The organism is Serratia sp. OS31 (assembly GCF_014164835.1).
GTDB lineage: Bacteria > Pseudomonadota > Gammaproteobacteria > Enterobacterales > Enterobacteriaceae > Serratia > Serratia liquefaciens_A.
The window spans coordinates 1-26,053 of the sequence record NZ_JACJFQ010000004.1; the positions used below are offsets into that span (position 1 = coordinate 1).

Annotated in this window: 24 protein-coding genes; 13 read left to right on the plus strand and 11 right to left on the minus strand. The window is 56.1% G+C overall.

Annotation, left to right across the window (positions count from 1 at the left end):
* The first annotated feature begins 357 nt into the window (after positions 1–357).
* The 4 genes from H5P17_RS04995 (at position 358) to H5P17_RS05010 (ending at position 7,652) form a co-directional block, all read left to right on the plus strand.
* Positions 358–2,481 carry a TonB-dependent receptor gene (locus H5P17_RS04995; protein ID WP_044548530.1) on the plus strand — a complete coding sequence of 708 codons (2,124 nt, stop codon included), beginning with the start codon at positions 358–360 and terminating at the stop codon, positions 2,479–2,481.
* Between the two features lie 153 nt (positions 2,482–2,634).
* The gene (locus H5P17_RS05000) at positions 2,635–5,571 is read left to right on the plus strand and encodes a condensation domain-containing protein (RefSeq protein ID WP_182821642.1); all 2,937 of its coding nucleotides are present in this window, start codon (positions 2,635–2,637) and stop codon (positions 5,569–5,571) included.
* Between the two features lie 46 nt (positions 5,572–5,617).
* A complete protein-coding gene (locus H5P17_RS05005) occupies positions 5,618–6,850 on the plus strand; it encodes a YncE family protein (protein ID WP_182821643.1) in 1,233 nt (410 codons plus the stop codon).
* 217 nt (positions 6,851–7,067) lie between these two features.
* Entirely contained in the window at positions 7,068–7,652 is a 585-nt protein-coding gene (locus tag H5P17_RS05010) for a flavin reductase family protein (protein ID WP_044548536.1), read from the plus strand.
* A 75-nt stretch (positions 7,653–7,727) separates the two neighbouring features.
* Here H5P17_RS05010 and H5P17_RS05015 read toward each other — a convergent pair whose 3' ends face one another.
* The gene (locus H5P17_RS05015; RefSeq protein ID WP_044548538.1) at positions 7,728–7,949 is read right to left on the minus strand and encodes a hypothetical protein; all 222 of its coding nucleotides are present in this window, start codon (positions 7,947–7,949) and stop codon (positions 7,728–7,730) included.
* A gap of 574 nt (positions 7,950–8,523) precedes the next feature.
* On the opposite strand from H5P17_RS05015, the gene H5P17_RS05020 reads away from it, so the two are divergent.
* Together H5P17_RS05020 and feaR are read left to right on the plus strand one after the other, a co-directional pair.
* On the plus strand, positions 8,524–9,165 hold the full coding sequence (locus H5P17_RS05020) for a DsbA family protein (protein ID WP_044548539.1): 642 nt from the start codon (positions 8,524–8,526) through the stop codon (positions 9,163–9,165).
* Positions 9,166–9,366: 201 nt separating this feature from the next.
* On the plus strand, positions 9,367–10,281 hold the full coding sequence (gene feaR, locus H5P17_RS05025; protein ID WP_182821645.1) for a transcriptional regulator FeaR: 915 nt from the start codon (positions 9,367–9,369) through the stop codon (positions 10,279–10,281).
* Positions 10,282–10,480: 199 nt separating this feature from the next.
* Here feaR and H5P17_RS05030 read toward each other — a convergent pair whose 3' ends face one another.
* From H5P17_RS05030 to H5P17_RS05045, 4 genes are all read right to left on the minus strand, one after another.
* A complete protein-coding gene (locus H5P17_RS05030; RefSeq protein WP_182821647.1) occupies positions 10,481–11,980 on the minus strand; it encodes an aldehyde dehydrogenase family protein in 1,500 nt (499 codons plus the stop codon).
* Between the two features lie 153 nt (positions 11,981–12,133).
* Positions 12,134–12,772: a leucine efflux protein LeuE gene (gene leuE, locus H5P17_RS05035; protein ID WP_020825394.1), complete on the minus strand. Its 639-nt coding sequence runs from the start codon at positions 12,770–12,772 to the stop codon at positions 12,134–12,136.
* A 178-nt stretch (positions 12,773–12,950) separates the two neighbouring features.
* Positions 12,951–13,811 (minus strand): SAM-dependent methyltransferase TehB, encoded by an 861-nt coding sequence (gene tehB, locus H5P17_RS05040; protein WP_182821649.1) that lies wholly within the window; start codon positions 13,809–13,811, stop codon positions 12,951–12,953.
* A 119-nt stretch (positions 13,812–13,930) separates the two neighbouring features.
* Positions 13,931–14,401 carry a GNAT family N-acetyltransferase gene (locus H5P17_RS05045; RefSeq protein ID WP_182821651.1) on the minus strand — a complete coding sequence of 157 codons (471 nt, stop codon included), beginning with the start codon at positions 14,399–14,401 and terminating at the stop codon, positions 13,931–13,933.
* Positions 14,402–14,533: 132 nt separating this feature from the next.
* On the opposite strand from H5P17_RS05045, the gene H5P17_RS05050 reads away from it, so the two are divergent.
* Positions 14,534–15,652: a DUF1615 domain-containing protein gene (locus H5P17_RS05050; protein ID WP_182821653.1), complete on the plus strand. Its 1,119-nt coding sequence runs from the start codon at positions 14,534–14,536 to the stop codon at positions 15,650–15,652.
* On the opposite strand, the gene H5P17_RS05055 is transcribed toward H5P17_RS05050, so the two are convergent.
* Entirely contained in the window at positions 15,649–16,254 is a 606-nt protein-coding gene (locus tag H5P17_RS05055; RefSeq protein ID WP_182821655.1) for a glutathione S-transferase family protein, read from the minus strand. The two genes, H5P17_RS05050 and H5P17_RS05055, sit on opposite strands and share 4 nt — an antisense overlap.
* 28 nt (positions 16,255–16,282) lie before the next feature.
* Positions 16,283–17,125, minus strand: a complete 843-nt coding sequence (locus H5P17_RS05060) for an alpha/beta fold hydrolase (RefSeq protein ID WP_182821657.1) — start codon at positions 17,123–17,125, stop codon at positions 16,283–16,285.
* Between the two features lie 106 nt (positions 17,126–17,231).
* Here H5P17_RS05060 and H5P17_RS05065 point away from each other — a divergent pair, with 106 nt between their 5' ends.
* Entirely contained in the window at positions 17,232–18,104 is an 873-nt protein-coding gene (locus H5P17_RS05065) for a LysR family transcriptional regulator (RefSeq protein WP_182821659.1), read from the plus strand.
* A 22-nt stretch (positions 18,105–18,126) separates the two neighbouring features.
* Here H5P17_RS05065 and H5P17_RS05070 read toward each other — a convergent pair whose 3' ends face one another.
* Positions 18,127–19,803, minus strand: a complete 1,677-nt coding sequence (locus H5P17_RS05070; RefSeq protein WP_182821661.1) for an alpha-keto acid decarboxylase family protein — start codon at positions 19,801–19,803, stop codon at positions 18,127–18,129.
* A gap of 813 nt (positions 19,804–20,616) precedes the next feature.
* Between H5P17_RS05070 and pagP the strand changes: the two genes are divergently transcribed.
* The 3 genes from pagP to H5P17_RS05085 all read left to right on the plus strand — a co-directional run bounded on the left by pagP (position 20,617) and on the right by H5P17_RS05085 (position 22,320).
* Positions 20,617–21,210 (plus strand): lipid IV(A) palmitoyltransferase PagP, encoded by a 594-nt coding sequence (gene pagP, locus H5P17_RS05075; protein ID WP_182821663.1) that lies wholly within the window; start codon positions 20,617–20,619, stop codon positions 21,208–21,210.
* A gap of 248 nt (positions 21,211–21,458) precedes the next feature.
* Positions 21,459–21,944, plus strand: coding sequence for a DUF2501 domain-containing protein (locus H5P17_RS05080; protein WP_020825399.1), 486 nt, complete (start codon positions 21,459–21,461; stop codon positions 21,942–21,944).
* A 112-nt stretch (positions 21,945–22,056) separates the two neighbouring features.
* Positions 22,057–22,320, plus strand: coding sequence for a DUF333 domain-containing protein (locus tag H5P17_RS05085; protein ID WP_044548551.1), 264 nt, complete (start codon positions 22,057–22,059; stop codon positions 22,318–22,320).
* Between the two features lie 9 nt (positions 22,321–22,329).
* Here H5P17_RS05085 and H5P17_RS05090 read toward each other — a convergent pair whose 3' ends face one another.
* Complete coding sequence (locus H5P17_RS05090) at positions 22,330–22,947, minus strand: hypothetical protein (protein WP_182821665.1); 618 nt, start codon at positions 22,945–22,947, stop codon at positions 22,330–22,332.
* A 106-nt stretch (positions 22,948–23,053) separates the two neighbouring features.
* Positions 23,054–23,743: a ZIP family metal transporter gene (locus tag H5P17_RS05095; RefSeq protein WP_044548553.1), complete on the minus strand. Its 690-nt coding sequence runs from the start codon at positions 23,741–23,743 to the stop codon at positions 23,054–23,056.
* Between the two features lie 134 nt (positions 23,744–23,877).
* Here H5P17_RS05095 and H5P17_RS05100 point away from each other — a divergent pair, with 134 nt between their 5' ends.
* Together H5P17_RS05100 and H5P17_RS05105 are read left to right on the plus strand one after the other, a co-directional pair.
* Complete coding sequence (locus tag H5P17_RS05100) at positions 23,878–24,660, plus strand: DeoR/GlpR family DNA-binding transcription regulator (protein WP_182821667.1); 783 nt, start codon at positions 23,878–23,880, stop codon at positions 24,658–24,660.
* Between the two features lies 1 nt (position 24,661).
* Positions 24,662–25,045, plus strand: coding sequence for a VOC family protein (locus H5P17_RS05105; RefSeq protein ID WP_044548556.1), 384 nt, complete (start codon positions 24,662–24,664; stop codon positions 25,043–25,045).
* Here H5P17_RS05105 and H5P17_RS05110 read toward each other — a convergent pair whose 3' ends face one another.
* Positions 25,046–25,954, minus strand: coding sequence for a LysR family transcriptional regulator (locus tag H5P17_RS05110; protein WP_044548557.1), 909 nt, complete (start codon positions 25,952–25,954; stop codon positions 25,046–25,048).
* Between the last annotated feature and the right edge of the window lie 99 nt (positions 25,955–26,053).

Sequence of the window (26,053 nt, forward strand, 5' to 3'; positions counted from 1 at the left end):
ATATAATTATGTTTTATATTCATTTTAAGTGAAATCATTGGTTTTGAAAGTGACGAAACCCCCATCCTCCCTTGTCAGCTTTACTGACCTCCTCTCGTGATGTTTATTTACTTAGGTGATAATGATTTGCATTAAAAAATGTAAAATATTATCATTATTAACATTTCTTTACGTTTCCAGACAAAAAATCTGCATCCGCCCCCGGTTTATCTGGGGTTGGGCGGCTGTCTGCGGCAGGGATATGCAATAGCAAGGTCAGGAAGGCCGTAATGCCATTGTCAGTGTGAGAATCAGCGTCGTTACCTATGTGAAATAAAACATATTTTTGTGCATCTGGGATGAAAGGAGAATACATCTATGAGCAAGCATTCAGCGGCTCAAAGGCATAAAATCGTAGGAAACAAGGAAAAAGCAGGCTTGCAGGCCATTGGGGCATTTTCCTCACTCTTTCTGGGTCTTTGTACTTTATCTATGGGGAGCGTTAACGCCGCCGTAGTGGATGAAAAGGTTCAGGAAGCCGCCGACAGCAAACGTAACGATAATTGGCAGGACTCCGAGAGTCTGCTGGTGACCGGGGAAAAAATAAAACGCAGCATTTTCGACACCGGCTCCAGCGTGCAGGTGTTCGACAGCGAGCGGATCGCCGCGATGCCCAATGCGTTGCAGATCCCCGATTTATTACGCATGACGGCTAACGTCATGGATGTCGGCATCGGTAACGATCTGCCTACCGTGCGCGGTATCGACGGTTCCGGCCCGAACACCGGCGCCAATGCCTTCCTCAGCGGTACCCGTCCACGCCTCAATTTGTCTTTGGATGGCCGCTCCCTGACCTATAACGAGCAGGCCTATGGCCCGCAGTCGCTGTGGGATCTGGATCGCGTCGAAGTGTTCCTCGGCCCACAGAGCTACATTCAGGGGCGTAACGCCATTGCCGGTGCGATCGTGATGGCCAGTAAGGATCCCACTTTCGATTGGGAAAGCGCCTTCAAGGGCGGTGCGGGCAACCAGCACTCTTCACAATTGTCCGCCATGGTTTCGGGCCCGTTGGTGGAAGACCAATTGGCCTTCCGCGTCAGCGTCGATCGCCAGCGCCGCCGCAGCGATGTCGATCTTCCTGCTTATGAGCCGGTGGGCGATCCGCGTGAGGTTGAAGCCACTACCGCACGTGCCAAGCTGTTGTTCAATCCGGCAGGCCTGCGCGAGCTGACCACCAAGCTGACCTTTAACCACTTTGGCAGCACCTCGCCACAAAACGAGAGCCTCAACCCGCTGGTTCACCCGACCAGTCTGCGACACGATCCGCGCCGAGCGGTGTTTAAAAGCAACACCAACAGCGGCGTTTGGGATCTGTCCTGGGAGCAATCCGACAGCCTGACGCTGGAAAACCGCGTTATTTATACCGACTTCAATATTAATCGTCCTACGGCTTATGCCTTGCCATACGCCGATATCGGCGGAAAAGAGGTGCACGTCGAGCCGGTGGCGCGCTTTGGTGGGCCAGACAGCCGCCTGCGTGGGTTGGCGGGGCTGCGTTATTTCCACTCCAAGCAGGATGAGTTCGTTAACATTTTCGGCGGTTCGACCTTCAAGGATAAAACCGACACCAACTCGGCCTTTGCCGAGCTGACCTACGCCATCACGCCGAAGGTGGATATCACCGCCGCCAGCCGTGTGGAGCGTGAACACCGCCAGCGTACCGGCGGCAGCAAGGCCGTGCGTATCGATTTTGATGAAACCTACGACGTGTTCCTGCCGAAGCTCGATCTGGCCTGGAAACCGACGGATACCCAGACCTACGGCGCCAAGGTGGCACGCGGCTATAACGCCGGTGGCGCAGGCATCACCATCGGTACGCCGGTGGTTAACTACACCTACGGGTCTGAATATGTCTGGAACTATGAGTTGTACACCCGCCACCACCTGAAAGATGCCAACGTCATTCTGACCAGCAACGTCTTCTACAACGATTACAAGGATATGCAGCTGCCGTATTCCCTGGGGCCGAACTCATCGGTGATCCGCAATGCCGATAAGGTGGAAACCTACGGCGCGGAAATGGGAGCGACCTGGCAACCGCGTTGGGACTTCGAACTGTTCACGAACGTCGGTCTGTTGAAGACCAAGATCAAGAAGTTCTCGGGCAGCGGCGTAGATGGGCATGAACTGGCGCGTGCGCCGGCTTATACCGCCAACATGGGCGCCAAGTACCAGTTGATGGCCGGGTTGGAACTGAGCGGCAACGTGGCGTTCTCGGACTCCTACTACTCGCAGTACGACAACGATTCTCGCGGGCGCATCGGTTCTTACTGGTCGGCAAATACCCAACTGGCGTACACCTTCGCCTATGGTCGCGCCACCCTGTATGCGCAGAACCTGTTTGACTCGGAACGTCGCGTGATGGTCAGCGGCAACGACGTTTACACCGCGACTCAGCAGCGTCCACGCATGATCGGTGCGGCGCTGGAACTGACATTCTGATGCGATAGCAATCGGTCTGCAGCAGGGGCGTATCCACACCCTGGATTGTTGGCGCTTGCGCGAGTGTGTCAGCAATCTGCGGAGGATACGCCCCTGTTTATGACCCGCGTTCCCCCGAGGTTCCGGCATGACCGGGCACAAGGAGATAGAGCAGTGAGCGGTTATTTTGACAATATTCTCAGCGATGACGAGGCCCAGCGTCTGGACCTGGCGTTTCAGACGCTGGGCGAGCGGGCGGCGGATGCCTCTCAGCCATTGAGCGAAGCGGAAGAACAAGCATGGTTCATGCACCAGCAACGGGGTGATGGCGGTTGCCAGCAGGCGATGGCCTGGCGGCTAGGCGGCGAGCCGGATATCGGCAGACTGGCCAGCGCGCTGGAAGCCCTGACCCGGCTGATACCTGAACTGGATGTTCGTTACGATTTCGACGATGAGCAAGGCTTACGCAAACTGCGCGGCAACGCAACGCTGAACCCGGTGAGCATTCAGCCGATAACGAATGAGCAGCAGGCAGTAAGCCGTTTGTTGCAGGCGCAAGCCTCTCCTCTCGAGCTGGCGAGCGAAGCGCCGGTTCGTTTTCTGTTGTTTACCGGTGCCGGTTCGGTGCTGGGCGTCGTCGCTCACGATATTTTGGCGGAAACGCTGTCTTGCCGACAGTTATTGACGACGCTGTCGGCGCTGTATAACCGCCATGATCCCCTGCCTGTCTCCGTCGCTCTGTCGCCGGTTGCACTGAATACGCCATTGTCGGAAACGACGGAACTGGTTCTGCCGTGGCCACGCCATGCAACGGCGCTGCGGGACTATCGGCAATTGGCAGCACAGGATGAGCATCTGGCGCAGGCCGGGGTACGCATAGCGACCCGCGTGGCGCGCAAGATTTTGCCCGTAACCGATAACCCAACCACCTTACTGGCGGCGATCGCCGTTCGCTTTGGCCGCTTTATCGCCGCTCAGTCCGGCGGGCAGCCGGTGCAGCTGTGCGTGCCGCAGGACGACGCTCAACAGGCAAACGGCATGGACGGCTGGCAGGGTGCCAGCCGATTGAAACGCCTGACCTTGCAGCCTGCCGATCAGGAGGCTGAAAGTCGACTGCTGGCGCAGCAAACGGCGGAAGCACTCAACCCAGAATTGGCTCAGATCCTGGTGAGCTGGCTGGCGGATCCTTCGGTGGCGCTGCAGTTGGATGGGATAAGCGCTGAACGCCTGTTGTTGCCGCCGCTGCATACGCCATTTGAACTGATGCTGGCTTTGAGCCTGCCGGATCAGGATTCGGTGGTGTTGGAGTTAGCGGCGGATCCACGCATGACCCCGTACGTAGCTCCTTTCCTGCTGGAACAGTTCGTCGCTTATCTCGCTGGACGGACGATCACGGCAGCCCAGTTGCCCGCTGCCGAGCAATCGTTGGCCCAGCCCGAAGCCGTCCTGACGGCAGCGGATGCGCAACAACAGGAAAATGATGAAATCGCCCAATTGATCCTGACGGAATTCCGCGACGCCCTGGTGGCGCCGGAGATGACCGTCGATGAAGATTTCTTCGATCGCGGCGGGCATTCGCTGGTCGCGACCCGTGTCATCGGCCGCTTGTTAAGCCTGCACCGTATCGAACTCAACATTAATGACTTGTTCAGTCACGCCACGGCCCGAGGGCTGTCGGCCTACGCCAAACGTCAGGCGGTTGCGGCACCGGCGGTACCAATGCTCAGTACGCAGCAGCAGGATGAGGTCGTCCAGGCACCGCTGTCGCTGGCCCAGCATTCGCTGTGGAAAGTTTACGAGGCCTTCGGTCACGACGAGATTTTCAATCTGCCTTTCGCCATCAATTTCCTCGATCCGGTGGATGAAATGACCCTGCGTCAGGCGTTTATCGACGTCATGACGCGCCACAGCGTATTGCGTTCACTGTTTATCGAACATCAGGGGGAGGTTCTCCAACAGGTTGTGCCTGCGGCTGAACTGCTGGACTACGGTTGGTTCCGTTTCTCCCATGAAACACCGGCCGGGAACGCCGGCGAACTGCTGGCCAAGGCCGGTGACCACCGCTTTGATCTGACCCGCGAGCTGCCGCTGCGCGCAACCTTCCTGCGTGATGCAGCAACCGGCCGACAGCTGCTTTCGCTGTTGTTCCACCATGTGGTGCTGGATGAATGGTCGCTGAACCTGATGATGGACGAACTGGGCATCGCCTACAGCCACCGTGTGGCGGGGCAAAAGCCGCAGTGGAAAGGTGAAGTGCCGCAGTTTTATGCCTTTGCCCGGCAGCAGCAGGCTGGCGGCGTCGCACAGCAACATCTGGACTATTGGCTCGATAACCTGCGCGATGCACCGGTCGGCCAGCCGCTGTTCCAGCAGGAACCTTCGCACCATCCTGCAGTTCCGGCCGATGCAGACGTCAACGGCGGATGGCTGGAGTTTGACGTCGAACCGACGGTGGCTGAGGGGCTGTACGCACAGGCCAGGAAGAACAACGCCTCACTGTTCAACGTGGTCTACGCCGGGATCGCTACGGCGCTGCGCCTGTTGGGCGGCCCGACGGACCTGCTGGTGGGGACGTCCACCTCCGGCCGTAACGACGCCGAGTTCTTTGACACTATCGGCTACTTCACGACCGTGGTGGTGCACCGGGTTCGCTTCGCTGAACAGTTGACGGTCGCCGGTCTGATTGACCAGGTGAAAAACACCATCAACGGTTCTATGCCTTACACCGATATTCCTATCGATCTGGTGGAGGAAGGGCTGTTTGGCGCCCATGCCGATCGCAAGAACCACATGTTCGAAGTGTTCATTCAGATCCACAGCCGTATCAAGCTGAACGGAGCATTTACCCTGCAGGACGGCAGCACGGTGGCCTATCGTCAGGTGGAGCCGGAGAAAACCGAATCGCTGCTCGGTTTGCAGTTTGAAGTGATGGAGGAAAATCTCGACGGCGTGAAATCCCTGCGCGTGATGATGACCTACCGTACCGATCATTACACCGCGCAACAGGCGGGGTTGATCGCTTCAACTATTCAGCACGTGTTCTCCCACTTTGCCCAGCAGGCTGGCGGGGACATGCCACTGTCGGCTTTACCGCCGGCGCCGCAGCAATAACGTTGTTCACCCTAACTGACTTTATTACTTTCATGGAGATAAACGGATGTCTGGAACAATAGGAACACCCCGCGCTTTACTGTCGCTGTTGATCGCAACGTCGTTGGTGGTGGCCGGTGCGGCGCAGGCCCGTGACGCAGGGATCACTTTGCAGGATATCAAGCGTCAGCCATTGTCGTCGGCGCTGGTGGAGATGGCCTACAGCCCAAGCCAGAAGTCGCTGTTCGTCAGCGCGCCGGACTGGAAGGAAGAGGCGAAATCCCGCGTGTTGCGTCTGGATCCGACCACCTTGACGGTGCAGGCGGAGATCCCTCTTCAGGTGAAAGGCTTCGGCGTAGCGCTGGATGATGCCGGTCACCGGCTGTATCTGACTCAAGGGTTCAATGGCTCGGTCGGCGTGGTGGATACCACCACCAACCGCGCGCTGAGCAGCATTCCGGTAACCGAAAAAACGATGCTGGAGCAGACTTACAAAGAGGCCGGCATCAGCGGCAAGCGTCTGGAGTTCCTGCTCAAGGAGCTTAAGCGTTTCAAGATCACCGAGGACTACCAGTACCGCATCCGCGAAATGAAGTATGACGCGCAGAGCGGCCGCCTGTTCTTGCCGGGATTGGGGTTCGGGGTGGATAGCGTGCTGTTTGTGGTCAACACCCGGACTCAAAAGCTGGAGAAAATGGTCCCCGGTTTCGGCTATAACGCGGTGGGCATCACTCTGGATGAAAAAGGACGGCGCGTATTTGTCTCTAACATGCAGGGGCAACTGATTACCCTGAATGCCGATACTCTGGCGATCACCTCCACCAAAGAGATCCAGGCGGATCAACTGCTGAACCTGGTGTACGACGGGAAGAACAACCGCCTGTTAGGGGTGGATCAGGGGATCGATCGCGACAACTACCGCAACACCCACCTCGAGCGCGACTACGTGAAGCGCAGCAGCGGTCACCGGGTGTTTGCGCTGGATGCGGACAGCGGCAAAGTGTTGGCCAGCGAACTGACCGATGAAGTACCGATCGGCCTGCTGTTGGACGATCGCAACCAGCGTGTGTACGTCGCCAACCGCAAAGGGATCCGCGTCGATCATGGTGCTGGTACGTTGACGGTATTTGATTCAAACAGCCTCAAGCGCCTGCAAACCGTAGAACTGCCACCGCACCCTAACAGCCTGGCGCTGGACACCAGCAACAACGTGCTGTTCGTGACGGTGAAGAATGACGGCGCCAGCACCAAAGCCGGTAAACCGGAAAGCGTTGTCCGTATTCAACTGCCAAAAAACTGATTTTTATCCCGCTGCGTCAGCCTTCGCTGACGCAGCCTATTCTGGTTCGTCTTCCATAGCCCTGCGGCTGCATGCCGATCGGGTACACACATTCTGTGCTTCTTCATCACCAACGCGATTGATCCCCGCCGCAACGCAGATTTACACTGCTGAACATCAGTTCATTGCCAGTTCAGCTGCGATTTTGTCTCCCAGAGCTACTCATTAAGGATCCTCCATGAATCATTTTCGTCCCGTTGCATTGGAACATGCCAGCCGTTTGCTAAATCATGGCCCGACGGTGTTGATCACCAGCAGAAGCCAGGACGGGGCTCGACGTAATGTGATGGCCGCTGCCTGGTCGATGCCGGTTGAGTTCACGCCACCTCGCATTGCCATTGTGGTCGACAAGGGGGCGCATTCCCGGCAGATGATCGAAGAAAGCGGCGTGTTTGGCATCTGTATTCCGGCGGCGATGTTTGTCGATACGACTTATGCGGTGGGCAATATCTCGGGCGTGGAGGTGGAGGATAAATTTTCTCTCTTCAATATTGCCACGATCTCCAGTGCCCAACTGGAAGTCCCCTTGATAGAACAGGGTTGTGTAGCCTGGCTGGAATGCCGTCTGTTGCCGGAAAGCGGTGCGCAGCAGAAATATGACACCTGTTTCGGTGAAGTGGTGGCTGCGGCTGCGGACGAGCGAGTGTTTCGCGCAGGGCGATGGAACTTTGCCGATACCGATCCACAATTGCATACCATCCATCATCTGGGGGCGGGTAATTTTATTCGCAGCGGCGATACGTTGCGGGCAAAAAGCCTGTAGGCGACGTTCATGCGGTACCCTCGCACTCACGTCCGGCACTGTGAGTGCGAGTATTCGGTATTTGTCAGCGATAACTTAATGACTTTGAGCCAAACGGTGTTCGGGTAGCGGTTTTTTTTGCGCTTTTTTATGCTGCTGTGCGGGCCGTTTTTTATTGGGATGCGGCTTGGACGGTATTTTATTATTATTCTTATGAATAACCGGGTGTTCATTATTTTTATTGATCGGCGGTGCGGAAAATGCCGAGCTGCAATTTAATGCCATTACTGCGGCAATAATAAATACTGTTTTTTTCATTGTTATATCCTGAGCTGTCTCATCATATTCTTGAGTGGCCACCGGGTAGGTGGCGGGTATCTTTAACGAGGACCGTTAAAAAGGTAACCCGGCCCACCTGGACCGCCATGTCGACCGCCGCCACCACCGCCAGGCGGTGGGAATAGGCAACCAGAAAGCACAGCGCTAATCGTCAGCGCACTGATGAACATTAGAATACGACGCATAATATAACCTTTAATCTCTATATTGGAGGGGGCAGTATCATCTTAGGCTGCATCTGTTAGCAATATGGAAAAGGTAGGCAAAACGAAAAGATTCTGTAAGTAAGAATATTCTAATCGGGATAAACACTCATGCGGTAAGCCGCTGGATTAAATTTATCATAACGGCATTTCACTTGTTGGAGGCTGAACCATTGCGTAGGTGCAATGAGTGAGGCCAACGGCTGGAAATGACGTGGAACATTTATTCCTGGTCATTGATTTGGGTCAAGGGGACACCAACAGAAGGTAATAAAAACTGGTCTTGTTCCGATAATTTGATTATAAACACCGCCGTTAGGGACAATGTTCTCATCTGAATTGGAGTAGTTATGTTGGCTAAAGTTAATCGGCTGTTCGCCGGTGCGCTCCTGGCGCTATTGCTTCCTGCTGTCGCCGTGGCGGCGGATTACCATGCTGGCGAGCAATATTCTCGTCTGGACAAACCGGTGGCATCGGCCCCGGCGGTGGTGGAGTTTTTCTCCTTTTATTGCGGCCCCTGCTACCAGTTTGCCGAAACTTACCATGTGGGCAGCACCGTCAGCCAGGCGCTGCCTGAGGGCACCAAGCTGACCAAATACCACGTCGGCCTGATGGGCAAATTGGGCAATGAGCTGACCGAAGCCTGGTCGATCGCGATGGTGATGGGGATTGAGGACAAAATCGAAGGCCTGCTGTTCGAAGAACTGCAAAAGAAGCGTGCCATCAACAGTGAAGAAGATATCCAGCGGGTGTTTGCCGCCGCCGGCGTGGATGCCACGGCCTATGAAAATGCGCGCCACAGCCTGCTGGTGAAGGGCATGATTGCCAAGCAAAATGAAGCGGTGAAAGCGTTGGACGTACGCGCAACTCCATCGTTTTATGTTTCCGGCAAGTACAAAATCGACAATGCCGGTATGGCAAGCCAAAGCGTCGACGGTTATGCGAAAGAGTACGCGGCCGTGGTGCGTTATCTGCTGGATAGCCAGCCCTAGTCTTCCTTTGTTATTGTCGTTTTTATTAACCCGGCTGCGGCCGGGTTTTTCATGCCTGATGAGTAATATGTAATCTGTGATCCCGGCGCCAGATCCCACGCTCGGCATTGCTTGTATGTTATCGGGTTGTTATGTTGATTTTCTGTGCATTGCCGCTTGCGGTTCGAACTCGTCCATCGCTGATGTTTGAAGGGGGGATCCATGACAATTTCTGTCCCGGTCAGAGAGGTTGGCTTCGAAGAGTGGTTGGCGAAAATCAACTCCGCCTGTGGCCGGTTTTGCGCCCGGACTCTGGGGCCGGGATTTAGCGGCGCGATGCAAGAGTTCCGCGCCCACGCGTTACGTATGAGCGTGGTGGATGCGGCGCAAACCCGCCTGTATCGAACCCAAAAAGAGATTGACCGTAGCGACGGCTCGCATTTTTTCACGGTCTTTCAACTGCGTGGCAGTTCATTGATGGAGCAGGGTGACCGACAGGCGGTCTTGTCCGCCGGTGACGTCACGCTGATCGACGCTTCACGTACCAGCAGTTTTACCTTTCAACAGGACTCCCGCCAAATCTCATTACTGATGCCGCGCAGCTATTTCGAACGCTCTGCACGCTTGAGCGACCTGCAATTCGCGCGACGGCTGGATGGGCAAAACAGCATGGCGCGCCTCAGTCGGCAACTGGTCTTGGGATGCATGCAGGACGCGCAGATGAGCGCAGCGGAGAGCGAGGCGATACTGAGTGCTGTGGCGACGCTGTTGCGCCCGGCAATGATCGAACCTGAAGTGGGGGCTGAGGTTTTCCCGCAGGCTTTCACCCGAACGCTGGCGTTTATCGATGCGCATATCCAGTCGCCGCAGCTGCGGCCCGAGTGGATCGCCGGTGAGTTGGGCGTTTCGGTACGCAGCCTGTACCGGATGTTTGCCCGTCAGGGACTGGTGGTGGCGCAATATATCAAGCACCGCCGTCTTGATTTGTGCGCCCAGGCGCTACGCACGGCGCCTGAGCGGCAAAAGTTGGTCACTATCGGCTATGACTGGGGTTTTGCCGATCACAGCCATTTCTCCACCGCCTTCAAAAGCCGTTTTGGCGTTTCGCCCAGCGAATACCGCAAGCAGTATCAGTAGCGCCCTGAAGGCGCTACTCAGATTATTGACAAAGGGGGATAAAAGCGCGGTTTTTCCCCCTTTGAGTTATCAGCCGAAAATCAATAATTTGATTTTCCCTATCTATTTTCAAAACCTTTACCGCCTGCCGCCAAACATTTTATGTTTGTCAGCAGTCTCAGTAGCGCCCTGAAGGCGCTACTGGCGATTAAGACGCGGTTCAGTAACGAATGCACACCGATTTGGATTCGGTATAAGCATCCAGCCAGTCAGGGCCGAAATCACGGCCGCTGCCCGATTGTTTGAAGCCGCCGAAAGGCATGTTGGCGTCGATTAACGTATGGGTATTGACCCACACCGTGCCGGCCTGAATGCGTGGCGTGAAGGCCATTGCCGCTTGCAGGCTGGTGGTCCACAGGCTGGCGGTCAGGCCGTAGTCCGTGTCGTTGGCTTTGCGCAACGCCTCTTCAGCATCCGCCACGCGGATCAAATTGACCACCGGGCCAAACACTTCTTCGCGCGTCAGATTCAGCTTGTCGTCCGGGTTAATCACCAGCGTTGGCGGGATATAGAACCCTTGCGAGTCCGGCCCGGTTGCGCCACTGATCAGCTCCGCCTGTTTGGATCTGGCGTCATCCAGATAGGCCGCCACTTTATTGCGGTGGTCGCTAGAGACCAGCGGGTTGATCTGCGTACTGGCATCCATGCCCGGCCCGACAGACAGGGATTTCACCGCCTGCTCGAACCCGGCCACCAGCGTGTCGTATATTGGCGCTTCAATATAAATCCGCGAGCTGGCGGCGCACACCTGCCCCTGATTCAGGAAGCTGCCCGCCATCAGGCCTTCGATAACCTGCTGCGGGTCGGCATCTTTCAGCACGATGGCCGGGTTTTTACCGCCCAGCTCCAGCGTCACGCGTGTCAGGCGATCCGCCGCCGCGCGGGCGATGTTTTTGCCGACCGGCGTGGAGCCGGTGAAGCTCACTTTGGCAATCAGCGGGTGTTCGGTCAGCGCTTTGCCGCAGCCGGTGCCTTTGCCCGTCACCACGTTGAAGACGCCCGGCGGGATACCGGCCTCGGTCGCCAGTTCAGCCATGCGCAGCAGGGTGAGTGGCGTAGTCTCCGAGGGTTTGATCACGATGGAGCAACCCGCCGCCAGTGCCGGCATCACTTTCCACATGCCGATCATCAGCGGGAAGTTCCAGGGCACAATGCCGGCCACCACGCCAATCGGCTCTTTACGGGTATACACCTGATATTTGGCCCCCGGCGGCATGGGGATCGACACGTCCAGGGTCTGGCCGGTGATCTTGGTGGTCAGCCCGGCGGTGTAGCGCATCCAGTTCAGCGTGCAGCCCACCTCGAACATGCGGGCAATATTGATCGACTTGCCCTGTTCCAGCGTTTCCAACTGGGCCAGTTCTTCGGTGTGTTGCTCAACCAAATCGGCATAGCGCAATAAAATACGCTCGCGCTCGGCAGGTAAACGTTGCGCCCAGACCCCTGAGATAAAAGCCTGATGGGCCGATTGTACGGCGCGCGCGACGTCTTGTGCGTTGGCGTCGGCGGTGGAGGAAATCTGTTGTCCGTCGGCGGGGTTATACACCGCCAGCCGGCCTTCGGCGGTGGATTCACACCATTGGCCGTCGATATACAGACCATGATGACGATCGAGAAAACGCGAAACGCTGTCCATCACTGCTACGTTATTGTCAGGCATACGCCCTCCTGTCAGACAAAAAAGGTCGCTATCGTTAACCTTAAAAGTCTATAGCAGGCAGAGAAGGAGGGCTTTTGTCTGTCTGACATTCGGTTTGTCGTGCGTGACAGAGTAGAGAAAACGGCTGAAGGGATCAGCCGTTATTGCGGCGAACTAGGAACTGAGGGTAGCCAAACGAGTGGCGAAGCCGAGGAACAGCAGGCCGATCAGGCCATTACCCAGTTTTGCCAGGCCCTTCTTATGGTTAAAGAAGTGCGCCAGCATCGCGCCGGAGAAGATCAGCGTGGTCATGTAGATAAAACTGACCGATTCGAGGATCAGCGCCAGAATGGTAAACGACAGGCCGGTGTGCGCATAGTTAAAGTCGATAAACTGCACGAAGAACGACACGTAGAACAGGATCGCTTTCGGGTTGGTCAGGCTGAGCGTCAGCGATTTACGCAGAATGCTGTGGCCGCCTTCAATCTGTTGTTGCTGCGCCGCGTTTTTCTGGATAAAGGTGGCGTAGAGAATTTTCGCACCGAGGAACAGCAGGTAAATCGCGCCGAGGAAACGTACCAGGGTAAACAGGAACGGCGTGGTACGGATCAGCGAAGCCACGCCAATATAGGCGCAGAAAATCAGGATTGCATCGCCGATAAACACGCCCAGCGCGGCGGTATACCCAGCACGTACGCCACGCGTCACGCCGGTCTTCAGCACGTACAGCGTATTCGGGCCAGGCAGGATGATGATAAAAACCACCCCGGCCAAATAGGTCCAAAGATTCAGGACGCCAAAACTCTCTAACACAATAACCTCTCCATGCGCGGAACTGACAGCCAATAACACTGGCTACACCCGTAGCCGGGCGCGATCCTAACGCCGCAGCGCCAGGTTGGCAACGTATTAAACTTCATGTTGTTTGCCGTATTTTGCTACAGGCCGGCGCCGGTCAATACCCTATCGAGCGGCGCCATTTGAAGGGATTTTAGGGCTTACGCGCCAGCAGCGTGGCGAAACGCAGTGAAATACGGTTGCCGGCGGCGTCGGTTTTGTGTAGCTGGCCGACATCCTCGTTGTACTTCAGGATTTCCCAGTCGGCGTAATATTCCTTCAACTCGTCCGGTTTAAAGGTGAAGGGGAAGGGCAGGCTGCAAGGGTAGTCCGGCGTATCCATCGCGGCGACAATCAGGTTGTAACCGCCGTTCAGGGTGCTGTCCTGCATGTTTTTCACCAGCCCCGGGATCCGTTCGCGGCTGAGGAACATAAACACCACGGTGGAAAGAATAAAGTCGTAATCGCCGCTGAAGGTGTGAGTATTGAGGTCTTGCACGCTGGCGCGAATGTGCGACAACCCTTCGCTCTCGATCAGGCTATTGAGGTTGTCGATCGACGGGCCATGTTTGTCCCAGGCGGTGACGTCAAAGCCCTTCAGGTTGAGATAGAGCGAGTTGCGTCCGCCACCGCAGCCCAGATCCAGCGCTTTGCCGGGTTTTATGCGCTGTACGGCTTCGATCACCTCGGAATGGGTGCGCGTCAGCTGGTGCTTTTTGTGGTAGTAATCTTCCGGTGAGCAGTAAAAAGCCAGTTGGCAGGTCATATCATCGGAAAATGAAACGATGCGGTGCCATTGCTGAGGCTCGATAAACGGCGGCTGGCTCTCAGGGCTGAACTGCCAGGTTTCGGTGGTCTCGCCCTCTTCGGTCATCAACGCAAAGGTCAGGGTGCCGCTCAGCAGCGTGAGTTTGGCCCAGGTACCGCTTTGGGTGTTGTGCTTTTGCTGGAAACTCTCCGGCAGCGTTGCGCTGTTCCATACCGGCAGGGTTTTATAACAAAGCAGCTCATTCATGCGTCTCTCCTTAAATTTTGCGTTGCCCTGGTGTGGGCGAATAAACGATTTTATATGTTGCATATAAAATACATGTTTATCGGCTCATTGAAAATGCCCGCGATCAAGAAAGGCCGGGTTTAGAGTTTTCGATGCATTCGGGTATTGACGGCTTTGAATCCGAGCCGGGTATACAGCCTGACCGCCGTCGGGTTGTCGTTAAACACCGCCAACTCGGCATATTCCGCACCGGCAATCCGTCCGGCTTCCAGTACTGCGCAAAGTATTTTCTCGCCGTAGCCTTTGCCTCGCCAGGCCGTATCCACCTCGAAATCATAGACAAACAGCTGCTTGCCGTAGGTGCGTTGTTTGAGGGTGTACCAGACGATGCCGATATTTTCTTCTGAACCCGCCAGTCGGGCGCAAACTAGCCGGTGGTTTGGTGTCGCCAACCCTTGGGGCAGTGAGGCGTTGTAGGTGGCTACGGCTTCCACCCGTGCCAACTCCCGGCTAAGTTGCAGAGCGCGCTCCAGATCCCGGGCATATTCTTCGATTCCATGTGCGCGGTAACGCTCGAATTCTTGCGGGCTCATATCTCTGAGTTCAATCATGCGGTCATTCCTTTAAGGTGTATTTCCTGGCACCCGCCGGCTCTTTCCGCCGGATCAATACATTTAGACTGGATCGGGTTCCGCTGCTGGGCTAACGTCACTGCAGTGTATGTCAAAACGATCAGGGAAAAGATGCCAATTCGCCGTTTTATCAACCCGATGACCTTGCGTCCGTTGAGCCTGGCCGCGCTGCTGGTGCTGGCCGGTTGTACCACGAAAACCACCACCACTTCACCGGTGCAACGCCCGGCTGACGTGAAAGCCCAACTGGTGCGCTTGATGCCGGCTAACACCGCCGATCGCCAGGGGTGGGCCACCGATATCACCGCCGCTTTTGCCGCACAGGGTATCGATCCCAGCGACCAAAATCTGTGTTCAGTGCTGGCGGTAACCGAGCAGGAGTCGACCTTCCAGGCCAATCCGCCAGTGCCGGGGCTGCCCAAAATCGCCTGGAAAGAGATCGACCGCCGCGCTGACCAACTCCATATTCCCAATTTTCTGGTGCATACCGCTTTGTTGATCAAGTCATCGAACGGCAAGAGCTACAGCGAGCGTTTGGATAAGGTGCGCACCGAGAAAGACCTGAGCGATATCTTTGACGATATGATTGATTCGGTGCCGATGGGGCAAAAGCTGTTTGGCAGCCTGAACCCGGTGCATACCGCCGGGCCGATGCAGGTGAGCATCGCCTTTGCCGAAGCGCATGCCAAAGGTTATCCGTATCCGATTGACGGTTCGATTCGCCGTGAAGTGTTCAGCCGCCGCGGCGGCATGTATTTCGGTATTGCGCACCTGTTGGGGTACCCGGCCAACTACAGCCAGCCGATCTACCGCTTCGCCGACTTCAATGCCGGTTGGTACGCCAGCCGTAATGCCGCATTCCAAAGTGCGGTCAGCCGCACGACGGGCATTCCGCTGGCACTGGATGGCGACTTGATTAACTACGGCACCGACAAACCCGGCACCACCGAACTGGCGGTGCGCACCCTCGGCAAACGGCTCAATATGAGCGACTCGTCAATTCGTCGGGCGCTGGAGAAGGGGGACCTGCCCGAATTTGCCGACACTGACCTGTATGAGCGGGTGTATGCGCTGGCAGAGAAAACCACCGGCAAGAAACTGCCGCGGGAAATGCTGCCAGGCATTCAGTTGGAAAGCCCGAAAATCACCCGTAAGCTGACCACCGCCTGGTTTGCCAAACGGGTGGATGAGCGGCGCCAACGCTGCATGACGCGCGCTTCGGCGGGTTAAACCTGCGGAGTGCTGATAAACGCCGGGTGTTGTTCGGCCTGAGCGGCAAGTGCCGCCAAAGTCGGGTGTTGCTCGTCGCTAATCTGCCCGGGCAGCATCAGTTGGGTGAAGCTCCAGGCCACCGCCACGCTGACCTCTGCGCTGCCCATAAAGGGTGACACGGCGGACTGCAGCAACTGTTTTTCCAGTTCGGCGTAGGCCGCCAGCAGTTGGCCCTGAACGCGATCCAGCCAGGGCTGATGCTGCTTTTCTAGCGGACGCAACTGCTGTTCATAAACGATTTGCACCGTTTTTTCGCAGGCGGCCAATGCCAGCCCGTTCAACTGCAGGGCGTTCAGTCTCGCCGCACCCTGGTTTGGCAGTAAAGCTCTGCCAGAGGGGGCGATACCTGCGGCGTATTCCAGAATAAGCGAAGAATCCATCAAGATCTGGCCGTCGGCCAACACCAGCGTTGGGGCCTTTACCACCGGATTAATGGCTTTAAACCGGTCGAAACCGCTGAACACTGAAATTGCCCGGTGCTCAAACTCTATCTCCAACAATTTCAAACAAATAGCGACCCGGCGCACATAGGGTGAGTCCAGCATGCCTATCAATTGCATTGTGTTCTCCTGAGCGCATTCGCCCGATTTAAAGTGAATGAATAAAGGTCTCCAGCCGTTGGGATACGGCTTCCGGTGCATCTTCCATAAGAAAATGCCCCGCCTGCGGGATCACCTGCAGCCTGGCGCCGGGAATGTCAGCTTGTAAACGGTAGGCGTAACTGACCGGCTGCCATTCATCGTTTTCTCCCCACAGAATTTGCACCGGCAGGCGCAGTTTTGGCAGACGCTGCGCGAAATCATCAGTATAGCGGGCATCATAATGGGCGATCTGTTGCTGATAAAAGGCCGGTTGACCGAGCACGCCGACGATCGGGGCCAGATAGCTCTGCAACAGCTCTCCCGTCATCAGCGATTTGTTGAACACGGCCATTTGCAACTGGCGCGTCAGGGTTTGTTGATGTTGTAAGGGGTCCATGACGGCGTACTGACGATAATTATCGCGGATGCTGCGCCAGGTGGGTGAAGGCCAGGAGTCGTAGCTGCAAATATCCGCAATGGTCAGCGAGCGAAAGCGATTGGCGTTCTCGAAAGCCGCACGCAGTGATAACGCGCCACCAATATCGTGGCCAAATACGTGGGCGGAATCCAGTTGCCAGTGGTTCAGCAGGGCGATCAGTAAATCCGCCTGCGCGACAATCGAGGTCTCTGCGGACAATGGGCGTTCCGATGCGCCGTAACCCAGCAGATCATAGTAATAAACCTGGAAGCCGGCCGCCGTCAGGCGGGGCAGCAAATTTCGCCAGATGATCGAATGGGCGGGGGTTCCGTGTACCAACACCAGTGGCACACCAGTCCCCTGTACGCCAGTGGCAATCCGATACCCTTGAATAATGACCTGCTGATTAACCTGAGAAGTTAAGCCGCTCATGATGATTTCCCCATTACCTTGTTGAATATCACCCTACCTCTCGTCTTTTCATGACGCCAATGACAAGTTATGGTGATTGAATCCAACTTTTGTCATGAGGGCGTTTATGAACCAGCGTTTATCCATCGATGCATTGCGGGCGCTGCAGAGCGTACTCGATACCGGCAGCATGACGCGTGCGGCGAAACAGCTGAATCTCAGTCAGTCGGCAGTGAGTTGGAAAATCAAACGGTTGGAGGAACAGCTGGGCCGCACTCTGATCGATCGCCAGGGAGCCGCTTTGATCGCCACCGTGGACGGTGAGGCGCTGTTGATGCATGGGCGACAGATCTTGCAGGCACACGATCGGGCCTTGGCGCATTTTTCCCCCTCGTTATTGCAGGGGACAGTACGTTTTGGCGCCACAGAGCAGATGTCGCTGTCCCGGTTGGCCACCTTGCTGGCGACCTTTACCCATCAACATCCGCAGGTTGATGTGCAGTTGGTCATCGATCAAAGCCAGGTATTGCGTAACGCTTTGGCTCAGGGAGAGTTGGACCTGGTACTGCATCAGCAGTTTTGCGATGCGCTAAGCTCGGAAGATGTGGTGCTGGCAACGGAACACATTCACTGGTGTGTACCGCCAGGGTGGCGTTTTCAGCCTGGTGACTGTGTGAAATTGGTCAGTTACGGGCCAGACTGCTTTTATCGCCGGCTGGCTGAAGAGCGCCTGAGTGCCGCGGGCATTGCCCACAAGGTCTCGGTGGAGTGTCCTTCGATATCCGGTATGTTGGCAGCGATTTCTGCCGGTATGGGGATTGGCCTGCTCAATCAGCAATCTGTCGATCGGCGGGTGCGGATCGAGACGGTATTTGAGCGTAAGTTACCCTTGCCGAAGGTGGCACATGCGTTGCGTTTGGGCCACCGGCGGCAACACCCGCTGCTGCAAAGTTTGCAGCGGCAGGTTGTGCAAGGTCTGGAAGGATCCGCCGAGCTATGAGCTACGGCGGATCTTGTCGGGGTTAAGCGCGACGCGGATTGGTCAAGCCGAAGTTAAAATTATTGCAGCGGTTGCAGAATTCCTTCATCACCGGTGGGGTGTCCATCATCGGCACCTTAACTTCGATAAAGGCCAGCCGATCCTGACGCGAGGCGTGCTCCAGCGCCAATTCCAACTGGTGGGTAGTTTCTACCGCCACGCTGAACGGCTTCGCCTGGGTATTGAGCACTGCCGGCAGTTTGGCGTAGTCCCAGGGGCCGATATCGTTATACGACGAGTTCTCCCCAAGAATATAACGTTCGATGGTGTAACCCTCATTGTTAATCAAGAAGATAATCGGCTTCTGATCGTAGCGCAGCAGGGTGGAAACTTCCTGAGCGGTCAGTTGGAAAGAACCGTCGCCGATAAACAGCAGGTGCCGGCGATCCGGTGCGGCCATCATGGTCCCCAGCAGTGCCGGCAGGGTATAGCCAATCGAGCCCCAGATCGGTTGATTGACCACCTGAACACCGTCCGGCATGCGCATGCCGCCAATCGCCGCGCCCGAGGTGCCATTCTCCACCACTATTACGTCATCGGCGCGAATAAAGCGTTGGATGCGTTGCCATAAATAAGCCTGATCGATAGGGGCATCGCTGGGCGTTGCCAACCGATGCCGCGCTTCAGGCAGGGGCGCCGGCTGATGACCCGTTACCTCTTCACCCAGTGCCAGCAGCGTCTGTAACAGGTCGGCGGTCGCCACTGCCGGGTAAGAGGTAGTGCCCAGCTTCACGGAGAACGGCTGAATATCAATTTGCGCGTCAGACGGGATCCGGTGCGAAAAATAGCCGGTTGTGGAGTCCACCAGACGAACGCCGAAGCTCAGCACGCAGTCGGCGTGCGCCATGTGTTCATAGAGTTCGGGGCGTGAAAGGTTGCCGCTGTAACCGCCCAACCAGCCCGGTGTGGTTTCCGGAATGATGCATTTTGCCGTCGGCATATTGGTGAGGGGAATGGCAAATTTATGTGCGACCTCAATCACCAGTTGCTGCAGTTGAAAGCGATCCACCATTTGGTCGACCAGAATAATCGGTTTCTTCGCCTGTTTTATTCGCGCCAGTAATGCCATGGCCGCCAGTTGGACATTATATGGGTCGCTGGGTGGCAATTGCGGCGCGGCGATTGGCTGAGTGATTTCAATTTCCACATCGCAAATATCAGAAGGCAATTGTAAATAAACCGGTTTCTTTTCCGTCCAGGCGCGGGAAATAACGCGAGGGATCTCCACCGCCGCATTTTCTGGCGTGATCAACGCTTGGGCGACGGTGAATTGTTTAAAACAATTCATGACGTTATCAAAGTTGCCGTCCGCCAGCGTGTGGTGCAACAGCTCATGGTTTTTCATCGCGTGCAGCGGCGGGGTACCGGCCAGGCAGATCACCGGTGCGGATTCGGCATAAGCCCCGGCAATGCCGGACAGCGCAGCAAGGTCGCCGACGCCGTAGGTGGTGATCAGCGCCCCAGCCCCTTTTAACCGCGCATAGCCGTCGGCCGCGTAGGAGGCATTCAGCTCGTTGCAGTTGCCGATAAATTCAATATTGCCGTCGTGTTCGATCAATTCCAGCAGCGCCAGATTATAGTCGCCGGGTACGCCATAAATACGATCGATGTTCAGGGTGCGGAGCTGTTGCAGGATGAATGCCCCGATAGTGATTTTCATGTGTTTCTCCGGATTTTTTATCTTTCTTTTATCAGGCAGAGAGCAGCAAATAACTTGCTGGCGATGTTGTGTTATTGAGCAATCCAATAAACGTTCAGCCCTTGCTGACCGGGTCGTGCTCGTTAGCATTAACAATTATTTAAACTATCGGCTTGTTCAAGTTGAGTGGGGCGCATGAAAGGGTAGCTTATTGTATTTTCGGGTTTACATTGGGGGTGGGTGGGATTAACCGCGGCGATGTGATGGGTGGTATTTTTCACCTAATGTAATAGAGATGTGAAATATGGCGGCTTGGGCCGGAACATGGCATACGGGATGAACACCGGTACTTTTGCCTGCCGGTAAAAATAATGGCGGGAAGTCCCTCGTTTTTGCCGTTGCAGGTCTCTAAAGCAGTGATGTAACTGCAAATTTACAGCCATGGCGCCTGACAGGGCCTTGAGCTGATTGAGATTGCCATAAAATGGGCGGCGAGAACCCACGAAAAGCGTGACGGCGATTCCAGTTGCTTATGGGGCGGCAGTAAAGATTTCGCTACGCTCAGAGCAGGAAAGAAGTTCTGTAGCCGGCTGGCGGGCCGCCGGGTTTTACTCTGGGAGCAGCATTATTGCGGAGTATTCCGACAGACGGTGCAGGGGGGGCGCAGTAGCCTGAGCGCCCGGAGTCGACCCGCCGGGCCGTTTCCCTTTACCTGCGGCTAAACTTAACCAAGTGACAACGAGGCAGGAGAAAATGGTTGGATAAATAAGATACAGCTTGATCTTGATGGGTCGATCGGTAAGAATCGCCGGCCTTATTTTTTACAGGAGTTTGATGATGTTTTTTAAGCGGACAATTTTAGCTTGCTCAGTGGCGCTGCTATTTCCTGCACTACCTTCTTACGCTGAGGTTGGTGCAGGAAATGGCAGCGCGACGCAGGCTGAAAAACCGGGGTTGTGGCAGCGTTTCACCAATAACGTGGCGGAAACCTGGAATAACTCGCCGAATAAAGACATCTATCTGCCGGCCATTACCTGGCATAACCGCTGGACTTACGACGACGAGCATATCGATAAGTACAACGAGCGTCCCTGGGGCGCCGGTTATGGCATTTCGCGCTACGACAGCGACGGTGACTGGCACGGCATTTATCTGATGGCATTCAAGGATTCGTTCAATAAGTGGGAACCGATTGGCGGTTACGCTTATGAGAAGATCTGGCGTCCTCTGGACGACAAGGACTTCCGTCTGGGTCTGGGCTTCACCGCCAGTGTCACCGCGCGCGATAACTGGAATTACATTCCTATCCCGGCCCCGCTGCCTTTGGCTTCTATCGGTTATAAGCGCCTGACCTTCCAGGCCACTTATATTCCCGGTACCTATAATAACGGCAACGTGTTCTTTGCCTGGCTGCGCTGGCAGTTCTGATCCCTGGTGGGTCGCTCAGTTTAGCGGCCCATAGCCCCCGAGCTGTACATTCTTCGCCCAAAAAATTACCTGAATTCTGAAAAAACGCCGTATTGCCAGCTAAAAGGAACTTGTCGCCGCGGGTGGCGTCCGAAGATGTGACCCAGCGCATTGCGCTGATTGCACACGATTCGCCCATCCGCTTTTTCCCGTCGCCAATGGCTAGGGGGATGCTGAAAGGATGGCGAGATAAACAGGAGCTTTACCCCATGAACACCAAGCATCGTTTACTGCTGGCGCTGACATTGACCTCCGCCATGACCTGCGGCGCCGCTCAGGCTGCCGGACTGATGGATTCCCTCAGCAGCGCGGCCGGTGAACTGAGTAAATCGGGTGGCAGCACCAGTGGCACTTCACTGTCTTCACTTACCGGTTTACTGAACGGTGGCGACAAGGCGCTGAGCTCCAGCAGCATGACCAACGCGGCCGGCATCCTGCAGTACTGCGTGAAAAATAACGTCCTGTCGGCCAACGGCACCGAAGCGGTGAAAGACCAGTTGCTGAGCAAACTGGGCATCACCAGCACAGAGAACGCCAAAAGCCAGGACTACCAGCAAGGGCTGGGTGGCCTGCTGAAAACCGGCGAAGGCAAGAGTCTGGATCTGAACAGCCTGGGTACTTCGCAAATCACTGAAAAAGTGAAGCAAAAAGCCTGTGATTTGGTCCTGAAACAGGGCGCATCCTTTATTTCCTGATAGCTTAAACGGCGGTAGGCTCAGGCTGCCGCCGTTTTTAACTTTCCCCGCCGTATTTCAAATGGGCCGGCTATCCGCGGCGTGAAATAGACCGGGAGTGGTAAGAGAAAAAATGAAAAAAATTCTGATGGTCTCCCTGTTGGCAGGGATGGCGATATTGCAGGGCTGCACCATGAAATCTAACGATGCACCACCGCCACCGCAGGTAAAACCAATTGGCATGGCGAACCCGGCGGACGTTTATTGCACCAAGATCGGCGGCAAGCTGAATGCCAAGCAAAATGCTGACGGCCAGTACTCCACCTGTACCTTGCCGAACGGCCAGGAAATCGAAAGCTGGGAATTGTTCCGCCGCGATCATCCGGTGAAGAAATAAGCCTCGCGATTAAAACTCGCGGTCGCTGATCGGCTGGTATTGCACGCTGCCGTCCGTTTGCAGCTTCAGCGACAGCCGCCAATCCTGATGACGACTCAGGGTGAAGGGTTTGGAACGGAAGTTACAGCCGGTTTTGATGTTTTTGATTTTCATTACGTATTCCCCGGCTGGGTTGGTTTTGATATTAAAACTGCCGGCTGCGGGAATAAAAACCTCCGCCAAACGCTGTGGCGCGCCCGGTGTTTCCAGTTTGACCAACACCGCAAAATTGTTGTTTTGATTATCCAGCGTCAGTTGTTGCTGTGGGGCGGCGGCTTTGCCTTCCGGCTGATGCAGATAGCCGGCCGAAAGAGGCCAGGGGTGCCCGGCGTTGTCATGCAGCGGGCCGCCGCACTGTTCGCGTGCTTCGCGCATCGGCATTTCACGCTGGATTGCCCGGTTGTAATCTGTGGTGGCCGTCGTGACAAACTCATCGTCGCTTTGATGGGCTCGCAGATAGCGTTTGGCGCTGAAAACCCCAGCGGCAATCAGCATAAAGAAGATAAAAATCGTCAGGCGGCTCCTGAAAATGCCCCCAAACAGCCTGCCCGGCAATTGAAATAGCCACTTCGCAATTTTTGACAGCATCCTTTTCCCTTAGCGCCCAAGCCGTTACGTTCTGCGGTAACCTTGCTCGCCTCAGTATAGCCAAATCACCTGGGGGGAGGTAATAGCCCCGTAAAATTCCTGCGTGTTACCCCATCCCCTCTTCCAGCAGCAACAGCAGTAAAAAACCGACAAAAAACATCGCGGTGGCGAGCGGGGTATCTTTACCTCCTTCGTGCGCCTCAACCAGCAGCTCCTCCGTGACCAGATAGAGCAAGGCAATCAGGCCGAAGGCCAGAAACGTGGTTAACCAGAAAGCCCCCAGCATGGCAATCGGTGCACCCAACAGACCGCCTATTGGCAACAGCAGAGCCAGACCGCCAATTGCCAGCATGGCTTTTATCCGCCGGCCGAAAAAATCACGTAAATCGCCCACGATCGACAGCCCCAGAAACAGCACTTCCAACGTTAGCGCGAGCGTCAATAACAGGCCCGCTTTGGCACCGGCAGCGAAGGCGATGCCCAGCACCAGACCATCGATAAAGATATCCACGCCGACGGTTGCCACAAAGCCCGCCGGTCCCTGAGCCCGTTCTCCCAAGCGCCTGACCAGCAGCATCATCAGCACACCTGCGGCACCGCCGAGCAGCACTGCCCAAGGTGATTGTTGCTTGAGATCGGGCAGAATTTCGGTTGCGGCAGCGGCAAAGACGATGCCAGCGGTAAAGTGATGAATGATGCGCATGGCGGCATCGCCAGGGCGGCGATAAAGCGCGATGGCGGCGCCAACGACGGTCGCTGCGGCGGGAAATAAGGTATACAGCACGGCTGAGGTCATCAATATTCCTTTATCTGAGACGTAAAGTTTCAGTCTAGTCGAGTGCTACTCCTTCGCACCGTCGCAAAAAACATTTGTACGATTTTAAACGTTTCTGTACATTTGTGATCACTTGTTCGCCATCGAGAAGTCGAATGTCCAAACTGTTACCCAATCAGCGCCATGATGCGATCCTCGCCACCTTGCAGCAGCAGGGGCGAGTGCTGGCGGTTGAAATGGCGGAGCGCCTGAAAACCACTGAAGCCACCATTCGGCGCGATCTGCGTCAGTTGGCGGCACAAAACCTGTGTAAACGCATTTATGGCGGTGCGCTGGCACCCACGCCGGCAACCGGCCCTATCAGCGCACGGCTGCAATTGAGCGGTGACGAGAAGCAGGCGCTGGCGCTGGCTGCACTGTCGTTGATCAAGGAAGGACAGGTTATTTTCCTCGATGCCGGCAGTACCCACCTTTATCTGGCCGACCTGTTGCCGTGCGATCTGCGGCTGACGGTGGTCACTAACGCGTTGACTATTGCCGGCAAAATGCTGGAACAGCCGGGGATCCGCACGATTTTAATCGGCGGCGAACTGGATGCCGACGTCGGCGGCTGTGTGGACGCCAAAGCGGTGCAGGAAATCGACGATTTTTACTTTGACCTCGCTTTCGTCGGCATTTGTGCTTATGACCCAGGCAGCGGTTTTTCGGCGCTGAATTATCAGGATGCCCAGTTCAAGAAACGTTTGCTGGCGCGCTCCGGTAACCTGGCGGTGCTGTGCACCGGCGACAAACTTAACACCTATGCCCCTTATAGCTTTCTGCCCGCCAGCCGCGTCGATTATCTGGTTACGCCAGCCGGCAGCCATCCGCAGCTCGAACAGCAGATAACTCACAGCGGCGGCAAGGTGCTGTACAGCAATTCACCCATTGGAGACTGAGATGAAAATAGCCCATGTTGCACTCTGGACCCGCGATATCGATGCCCAGGTGGCGTTTTGGCAGCGGTATTTTGACGGCGTTGCCGGGGAGCAGTACGTTAGCCGAAACCGCCCGGGGTTTGTTTCGCGTTTTGTCAGCCTGGCGGCCGGCCCAACGCTGGAGATCATGAGTCTGCCGGAACTGCTGCCGTTGGAGCAGACCAATGAACGCATCGGGTGGGCGCATATTGCATTGTCGGTGGGAGATGAAAGCCGCGTCGATCAGCTGGCGCAGCGCGCACAGCAGGAGGGGATCCTGCTGGCGGCGCCACGCCGGACGGGGGATGGTTTTTATGAGGCGATCGTTCGCGATCCGGACGGTAATGCCATCGAAATTACCGCCTGATCACTCCTCTTCGATACTGGCAAACTGCTGCGCCAGATAGTCGAGCAGCAGCCGCACCGCCGGTAGCAGGCCGCGACGTGAAGGGTACACCGCATGCACCACGCCACCCTGCGGTTGCCAACCTGGCAGCAGTTGTACCAATTCGCCGCGTAGCATGTCGTCGCGCATCATCATCGACGGCAGCTGCACGATGCCGGCCCCGGCGATCGCCGCTGTCCGCAACATCAGCATGTCGTCGGTCACCAACCTCGGCCGATGTTCCCACTCCATTTTCTCACCCTGTGGTCCGGTCAACTGCCACAGGTGCTGTGCGCGTGCCGGGCCAAGATCCAGTGTGGGGTATTTATGCAATTCCTCGGGCCGTTCCACCGGGCCGAGGGTTCGCACCAGCGCCGGGCTGGCGGCGATGCACCAGGTGCGCTGCGCCAAAATTTTCAGCACCAGATCGCTGTCTTCCAGCGGCGGTGGCCGCACGCGTATGGCCAGATCCAAGCCTTCACCTACCACGTCCACCCGGCGGTTAGTGGCTTCCAGATGCACCGTGACTTTCGGGTAATCGGCCATAAAGGCCGCGACCATGCTGCCGACCCGGGTATGCAGAATGGCCACCGGGCAGGTCATGCGCACCGTGCCGCAAGGTTCGGCGCGGGTTTGCTCGATAGCCTGCTGCGCCGCATCGGCTTCCACCAGCATTGCCTTACAGTGCGCATAGTAATTCTGGCCGACGTCGGTGACGGAAAACCGTCGCGTCGAGCGTTGGATCAGGCGCACGCCCAGGCGTTCTTCCAGCAACGCCACGCGTCGACTCAGTTTGGACTTGGGGATACCCAGCGCACGGCCTGCGGGGGCGAATCCCTGATGGTCGACCACGCTGGCGAAATAAAACAGATCGTTCAAATCGGTGAACATCGCCGTCCTTATCATCGTTCCATATCTAGAACACTGAGTGTACATCTTGCCTACTACTGCGGCAAACGCGACAGGATTAAACTTCTGACATCAACTTAA